We start from the raw sequence: 6767 nt of genomic DNA on the forward strand, positions 1-6767 counted from the left end.
ACCCTAGGGTATAAAAGTCCCATGCAGTACGAACAAGTTAATTAAACCCCGTGTCTACTTTATCGGGGTCAGATCAAGTTACTGAAACCTGAAACCTGAAACCTGAAACCTGAAACCTGAAACCTGAAACCTGAAACCTGAAACCTGAAACCTGAAACCTGAAACCTGAAATCTGAAATCTGATACCTGATACCCAATAGCTATGCTATAATCCCCGCAATTTTTGACTTTCAGTAAGTAACAACGCAATGACACTTGATGATATTCGTATCGTATTAGTTAACACATCACATTCTGGTAATATTGGCTCAGCGGCACGTGCTATGAAAACGATGGGCTTATCAAATTTATATCTTGTTGATCCTGCTTGTGAAATTGATAGTCATGCCAGTGCACTTGCAGCCGGTGCAACAGATGTTTTAGGTAAAACAGTGGTTGTAGATACGCTAGCAGATGCAATTGCCGATTGTAGTTTAACAATTGGTACCAGTGCACGCTCACGCACTTTATCTTGGCCTATGGTTGAGCCGCGTGAATGTGGTGAAAAGTTAGTAGCTGAGGCTGAACAGGGTCCTGTTGCACTCGTATTTGGTCGCGAAAATAGTGGTTTAACGAACGAAGAACTACAACAATGTAACTACCACGTATGTATTCCTGCAAACCCTGAATACAGTTCACTAAATCTAGCAATGGCCGTGCAAACGCTGTGTTATGAAACACGTATGGCATATTTAAATAAACAGCCAAAAGTACAAGAAGAAGACGAAGCAACCTACCCAAATGCGAAGCAAACTGAGCTGTTCTACGAGCATTTAGAGCAAACGCTAAACGACACAGGTTTTATCATCAAGCAACACCCTGGCATGGTGATGACTAAACTACGTCGCTTATTTAACCGCGCACGTCCAGAAGAAGCTGAGATGAACATCTTACGCGGTATTCTTACCTCTATTAATAAGTCTATTAAATAAGTTTAGGTTATAAGCTTTATTCATCATAATACTTGACTAAATTACTCAGGTAATTAAAATGTACTCAATACTTGACCAAAAAGGTCAGGTATTGATGCTGAGCTTATAGCTTATATAATACTTGACTATTTTGGTCTGGTAATTAAAATTTGCACACCTTAGCGTGCAGTAACATCGGGGGCTCCATGAAGTTAACATCAAAAGGCAGATACGCAGTAACCGCCATGTTGGATGTTGCACTACATACAAATGTGGGTGCAGTGCCTCTTGCCGATATTTCTGAACGCCAAGAGATTTCGTTATCTTACCTTGAACAACTATTCGCCCGTTTACGTAAAAACGGCCTTGTGACCTCTGTGCGTGGCCCAGGTGGCGGATATTTACTAGGTCGAGAAGCGAACGAAATTTCTGTCGGCGATGTGATTAACGCCGTTGATGAGTCTGTTGATGCAACACGTTGCCACAATGCAACGGGTGGCTGCCAAAGCGGCATGCGTTGTTTGACTCATACCTTATGGTCGGACTTAAGCGCACGTATCGAAGAGTTTTTAAATAGTATTACCCTTGCTGAATTGGTGGAAAAGTCAGATGTGAAAGAAGTCGCATCGCGCCAAGATAACAGCATCAACAATGCAATTAAGCAACTGGAAAACATTCAAGTAAGCTGTCAACTGTAGCTTGACGAAAGCGGAGAGAGAAATGAAGTTACCGATTTATTTAGATTACGCAGCAACCACGCCTGTTGATGAACGTGTGGCAAAAGAAATGATGCAATGCCTGACTATGGACGGTAATTTTGGTAACCCTGCATCACGCTCACATCGTTTTGGTTGGCAAGCAGAAGAAGCGGTTGATCAAGCGCGTACAGATATTGCTGATCTGATCAACGCTGACCCGCGTGAAATTGTTTTCACTTCAGGTGCTACAGAATCAAATAACCTAGCAATTAAAGGTGCTGCGCAGTTCTATAAGAAGAAAGGCAAGCACGTTATCACTGTTAAAACTGAGCACAAAGCAGTGCTTGATACGTGTCGTGAACTAGAGCGTCAAGGTTTCGAAGTAACCTATATGGACGTTGAAGAAAACGGTTTACTTGACCTTAAAAAGCTTGAAGCTGCAATGCGTGACGACACAGTACTTGTGAGCGTAATGCACGTAAATAACGAGCTAGGTGTTATCCAAGATATCGCGACAATCGGCGAAATGTGCCGTGAGCGCAAAATTATGTTCCACGTAGATGCTGCACAAAGCGCAGGTAAAGTACTTATCGACGTGCAACAGTTAAAAGTAGATTTCATGTCGTTCTCTGGCCACAAAGTATATGGCCCGAAAGGTGTAGGCGCACTTTATGTTCGTCGTAAGCCACGTGCACGTTTAGAAGCGCAAATGCACGGTGGTGGTCATGAGCGTGGTATGCGTTCAGGCACACTAGCTACTCACCAATTAGTTGGTATGGGTGCGGCATTTAGAATCGCTAAAGAAGATTTCGAAAAAGACCATGCACACATCAGCGCACTTCGTAAGCGCCTGATCGATGGCATTATGGCTGATATGGACGAAGTTTACTTCAATGGTGAACCAAGTCACTCAGTTCCAGGTATTGTAAATATCAGCTTCAACTTTGTTGAAGGTGAGTCGTTATTAATGGCTGTTAAAGACATTGCTGTTTCATCAGGTTCAGCCTGTACCTCAGCAAGCTTAGAGCCTTCTTATGTACTACGTGCATTAGGCCGTAATGACGAGTTGGCACACAGCTCAATTCGTTTCAGCATTGGCCGCTTTACGACTGAAGAAGAGATTGATTACACCGTTGAACTAATCAAAAACTCGATCGGCCGTTTACGTGAGATGTCTCCTCTTTGGGAAATGCATCAAGAAGGTATTGATTTAGATTCAGTTGAGTGGGCGCATCACTAATCAGTGATCGCCGCCGCTAGCAGGTAGTGAGGATAGTATTATGGCTTATAGTGATAAAGTAATCGATCATGTTGAAAATCCACGTAACGTGGGTGCTTTAGACAAAAATGATCCGTCAGTTGCAACAGGTATGGTGGGTGCACCAGCATGTGGTGACGTAATGAAATTGCAAATCAAAGTATCACCAGAAGGTGTAATTGAAGACGCAAAATTCAAAACATATGGTTGTGGTAGCGCAATCGCTTCTTCTTCACTTGTAACTGAGTGGGTAAAAGGCAAAACATTAGATGAAGCTGCAACAATCAAAAACACTGATATCAGTGCTGAGCTTGAATTACCGCCAGTGAAAATTCACTGCTCAATTTTAGCAGAAGACGCGATTCAAGCAGCAATTGCTGACTACAAAAGCAAACAAGCGAAGTAAGAGATAAATTCATGGCAGTGACATTGACAGATGCGGCAGCAAACCGCGTAGAATCATTTTTAGCAAATCGCGGCAAAGGCATTGGCCTACGCGTTGGCATTAAAACGACGGGCTGTTCAGGTCTTGCTTATGTTCTTGAATTTGTTGATGAGTTAGCAGACGGCGACGAAATTTTTGAAAGCCGTGGTGTGAAAGTAATCGTTGATGCTAAAAGCTTAGTCTACATTGATGGTACTGAGCTTGATTACACTAAAGAAGGTTTGAACGAAGGGTTTAAGTTTAACAACCCGAACCAAGCCGATGAGTGTGGTTGCGGCGAAAGCTTCACCGTTTAAGCTTATAAAACTTTCTTTGCTTGAAGCCCTGCCTATGTAGGGCTTTGTTCTTTCCTGTTTACCGAGTTGGACTATGTAATGCGTTACTTTGAGTTATTTGCAATTCCAGTAGATTACAACATTGATTTAGCGACTATTAATAAACACTACCTTGAGCTGCAACGTGCAGTTCACCCAGATCGCCACGCAAGCTCTAGCAGCCGTGATAAATTACTTGCTGTGCAAAATGCAGCAGAAATCAATGATGCATTACAAACCTTAAAACACCCGGTAAAACGTGCTGAGTACATGCTAAGCGAGCTTGGTGTTGATATTCGCGCCGAGCAACAAACATTACAAGACCCGCTATTCTTAATGCAGCAAATGGAGCTGCGTGAAGAATTAGAAGAACTTGAAAATGCCGCAGATCCTGATGCAGCAATTGCCCAGTTTGAAGCGCAAATTAAACAGCTCGATAAACAATACAGCAGTGAATTAGCCGCTCAGCTGGCAAGTAATGATGAGCAACAATGGCAAGCTGCTGCTGACAATATTCGTAAATTGAAGTTTGTTTATAAGCTACGCGATGAACTAGAGCGTATTGAAGACAGTTTATTTGATGATTAATCGTTAGTTGTTATACAACAGCTATTTAAGAGTTTAAAAAGAGCATTATGGCATTATTGCAAATTGCTGAGCCGGGGCAGAGCGCGGCACCACATGAGCACAAATTAGCAGTCGGTATTGACCTTGGTACAACTAACTCGTTAGTTGCAACAGTGCAAAGCGGCGAAGCGCGCACACTGACTGATTTAGCAGGCAATGCGATGCTACCTTCGGTTGTTCAATATCAAGCAGATAGCATTGTGGTTGGTGAACGAGCGGCAGCAGCTGCTACTCAAGACCCTGCAAACACACTAATTTCAGTTAAGCGTTTTTTAGGTAAAACTCAGGCTGAAATCGAAAAAAGCTATGGTCAACTGCCGTACGAATTTTGTGAGCATGATGGCTCATTAGCAATCAGCACGGTTGCGGGTGCAATTAGCCCTGTTACTGCATCGAGTGAAATTTTAAAAGAATTAAAACTGCGCGCAGAAGACAGCTTTGCAGGTCAAGACATCTTAGGCGCGGTTATTACTGTGCCAGCTTATTTTGATGATGCTCAGCGTCAAAGCACTAAAGATGCCGCAGAGCTTGCTGGTATCAAGGTTTTACGTTTATTAAACGAGCCAACGGCAGCTGCTGTAGCTTATGGCCTTGATTCTGGCCAAGAAGGTATTATCGCCGTATACGATTTAGGTGGCGGTACCTTTGATATTTCTATTTTACGTTTACACCAAGGTGTATTTGAAGTGCTTGCTACAGGCGGTGACTCAAGCCTTGGTGGTGACGATTTTGACTCGCTATTAGTTGATTACTTCAAAAAACAAACGGGTGTTAGCGAGCTTTCTGCATCGGTATTGCGTTTATTCATTAATAAAGCAAAAGCCTGTAAAGAAGCGCTAAGCCAATACCAAACTGTAAATGTTGGTTTAGAGTTTGATGGTCAAAGCCACAAAGTTGAAGTAACCCGCGAAACGTTTGATGAGCTTGCTCTTAGCCTTGTGAAGAAAACACTACGTTCTTGTCGCCGTGCGGTTAAAGATGCCGGTATCGAGAATGAAGAAGTACTACAAGTTGTAATGGTTGGCGGCTCGACTCGTATGCCAATTGTACGCTCTCAAGTTGCTGCATTTTTTGATAAAGAGCCACTGACTTCTATCGATCCAGATCGCGTAGTTGCACTCGGTGCGGCACTGCAAGCAGATGTATTGGTTGGCAATAAGCCAGATTCAGACATGTTGCTATTAGACGTATTACCACTGTCGCTAGGTCTTGAAACCATGGGTGGCTTGGTTGAGAAAATCATTCCACGTAATACCACGATCCCTGTAGCACGTGCACAAGAGTTTACTACTTTCAAAGATGGTCAAACGGCTATGTCATTGCATGTACTACAAGGTGAGCGTGAGCTAGTTGACGATTGTCGTTCGTTGGCTAAATTCAGCTTAAAAGGTATTCCGGCCATGGCAGCCGGTGCTGCGCACATTCGCGTAACCTTTAAAGTAGATGCTGATGGCCTATTAAGTGTATCGGCAATGGAAAAATCAACCGGTGTGCAAGCTGAAATTCAAGTCAAACCATCATTTGGTTTATCGGATGATCAAGTTGCAAACATGCTTAAAGAATCAATGACTAACGCGAAAGACGACATGCAAGCGCGTATGCTTAAAGAGCAGCAAGTTGAAGCGTTACGTGTTGTTGAAGCGCTTGAAGCATCACTGGCAACCGACAGTACATTACTTGATGAACAAGAATTAGGTGCGTTAAAAGCAGAAATTGCTAAACTTGTTGCCGTACGCGAAAGTGCAACAACACCTGCAGAAATTAAAGCAGCGATTGAAGCTGTAGACAATGCAAGTAGCGAATTTGCTGCTCGCAGAATGGATGCATCAATCAAAAAAGCGCTGCAAGGGCAGTCAGTAGACGAAGTTTAACGAGGTAAGGTATGCCACAAATTATTTTTCTTCCACACGAAGAGTTATGCCCAGAAGGCGCTGCTATTGAAGCTCCTGCAGGTGAAACGGTATTAGATGTTGCGCTAAAGAATGGTATTAGCATTCCGCATGCATGTGAAAAATCATGTGCATGTACAACATGCCACTTAGTCATCCGTGAAGGCTTTGACTCTTTAGATGAGAGCGATGAGCTTGAAGACGACATGCTAGATAAAGCATGGGGTCTTGAGCCTGAGTCACGCCTTGGTTGCCAAGCGGTGATCAAAGATGAAGATTTAGTGGTTGAAATTCCAAAGTATAATCTCAATATCGTTAATGAAGAGCATTAATTTTTAACGGCTTTGATTTCGTAAAAACCGCTGTAGTTGCTTGGTCTCTACAGCGGTTTTTTTGTTTTTTAGAGCTGTCAGCTTTCAGCCGTCAGTTTTTAGCAGAACGAGAGGGTGTTTCAGTTATTTGTGTTTTTGAGCAGCAATAGCTTTACATTCATTTCTCAGGTTTTATGTTTTTGATAGCTGATAGCTGATAGCTGATAGCTGATAGCTGATAGCTGATAGCTGATAGCTGATAGCTGATAGCTGAT

The 6767-nt window shown here is 42.9% G+C and carries 8 protein-coding genes; all 8 read left to right on the forward strand.

The window, feature by feature from the left end; translation table 11 throughout:
- Window positions 1-248: 248 nt before the first annotated feature.
- The 8 genes from trmJ (at window position 249) to fdx (ending at window position 6513) form a co-directional block, all read left to right on the forward strand.
- Window positions 249-971, forward strand: coding sequence for a tRNA (cytosine(32)/uridine(32)-2'-O)-methyltransferase TrmJ (trmJ, locus tag EXT43_RS13935; RefSeq protein ID WP_130167232.1), 723 nt, complete (start codon window positions 249-251; stop codon window positions 969-971).
- A gap of 185 nt (window positions 972-1156) precedes the next feature.
- On the forward strand, window positions 1157-1648 hold the full coding sequence (gene iscR / locus EXT43_RS13940; RefSeq protein WP_054552499.1) for a Fe-S cluster assembly transcriptional regulator IscR: 492 nt from the start codon (window positions 1157-1159) through the stop codon (window positions 1646-1648).
- A 22-nt stretch (window positions 1649-1670) separates the two neighbouring features.
- The gene (locus EXT43_RS13945) at window positions 1671-2888 is read left to right on the forward strand and encodes an IscS subfamily cysteine desulfurase (RefSeq protein WP_054552500.1); all 1218 of its coding nucleotides are present in this window, start codon (window positions 1671-1673) and stop codon (window positions 2886-2888) included.
- Between the two features lie 40 nt (window positions 2889-2928).
- The gene (iscU, locus tag EXT43_RS13950; RefSeq protein WP_054552501.1) at window positions 2929-3312 is read left to right on the forward strand and encodes a Fe-S cluster assembly scaffold IscU; all 384 of its coding nucleotides are present in this window, start codon (window positions 2929-2931) and stop codon (window positions 3310-3312) included.
- Between the two features lie 11 nt (window positions 3313-3323).
- Complete coding sequence (gene iscA, locus EXT43_RS13955) at window positions 3324-3647, forward strand: iron-sulfur cluster assembly protein IscA (protein WP_054552502.1); 324 nt, start codon at window positions 3324-3326, stop codon at window positions 3645-3647.
- Window positions 3648-3725: 78 nt separating this feature from the next.
- The gene (hscB, locus tag EXT43_RS13960; RefSeq protein ID WP_054552503.1) at window positions 3726-4253 is read left to right on the forward strand and encodes a co-chaperone HscB; all 528 of its coding nucleotides are present in this window, start codon (window positions 3726-3728) and stop codon (window positions 4251-4253) included.
- Window positions 4254-4300: 47 nt separating this feature from the next.
- Window positions 4301-6163: a Fe-S protein assembly chaperone HscA gene (hscA, locus tag EXT43_RS13965; protein WP_130167233.1), complete on the forward strand. Its 1863-nt coding sequence runs from the start codon at window positions 4301-4303 to the stop codon at window positions 6161-6163.
- A gap of 11 nt (window positions 6164-6174) precedes the next feature.
- A complete protein-coding gene (gene fdx / locus EXT43_RS13970; protein ID WP_054563549.1) occupies window positions 6175-6513 on the forward strand; it encodes an ISC system 2Fe-2S type ferredoxin in 339 nt (112 codons plus the stop codon).
- The last annotated feature ends 254 nt before the right edge of the window (window positions 6514-6767 follow it).

It is taken from the genome of Pseudoalteromonas sp. CO109Y, assembly GCF_004208935.1.
Lineage (GTDB): Bacteria > Pseudomonadota > Gammaproteobacteria > Enterobacterales > Alteromonadaceae > Pseudoalteromonas > Pseudoalteromonas shioyasakiensis.

Excerpts from the sequence above, each read along its gene's own strand:
- fdx (WP_054563549.1), top strand. The coding sequence starts at position 6,175 with ATGCCACAAATTATTTTTCTTCCACACGAAGAGTTATGCCCAGAAGGC.
- EXT43_RS13945 (WP_054552500.1), top strand. The coding sequence starts at position 1,671 with ATGAAGTTACCGATTTATTTAGATTACGCAGCAACCACGCCTGTTGAT.
- iscR (WP_054552499.1), top strand. The coding sequence starts at position 1,157 with ATGAAGTTAACATCAAAAGGCAGATACGCAGTAACCGCCATGTTGGAT.
- iscA (WP_054552502.1), top strand. The coding sequence starts at position 3,324 with ATGGCAGTGACATTGACAGATGCGGCAGCAAACCGCGTAGAATCATTT.
- hscA (WP_130167233.1), top strand. The coding sequence starts at position 4,301 with ATGGCATTATTGCAAATTGCTGAGCCGGGGCAGAGCGCGGCACCACAT.
- iscU (WP_054552501.1), top strand. The coding sequence starts at position 2,929 with ATGGCTTATAGTGATAAAGTAATCGATCATGTTGAAAATCCACGTAAC.
- hscB (WP_054552503.1), top strand. The coding sequence starts at position 3,726 with ATGCGTTACTTTGAGTTATTTGCAATTCCAGTAGATTACAACATTGAT.
- trmJ (WP_130167232.1), top strand. The coding sequence starts at position 249 with ATGACACTTGATGATATTCGTATCGTATTAGTTAACACATCACATTCT.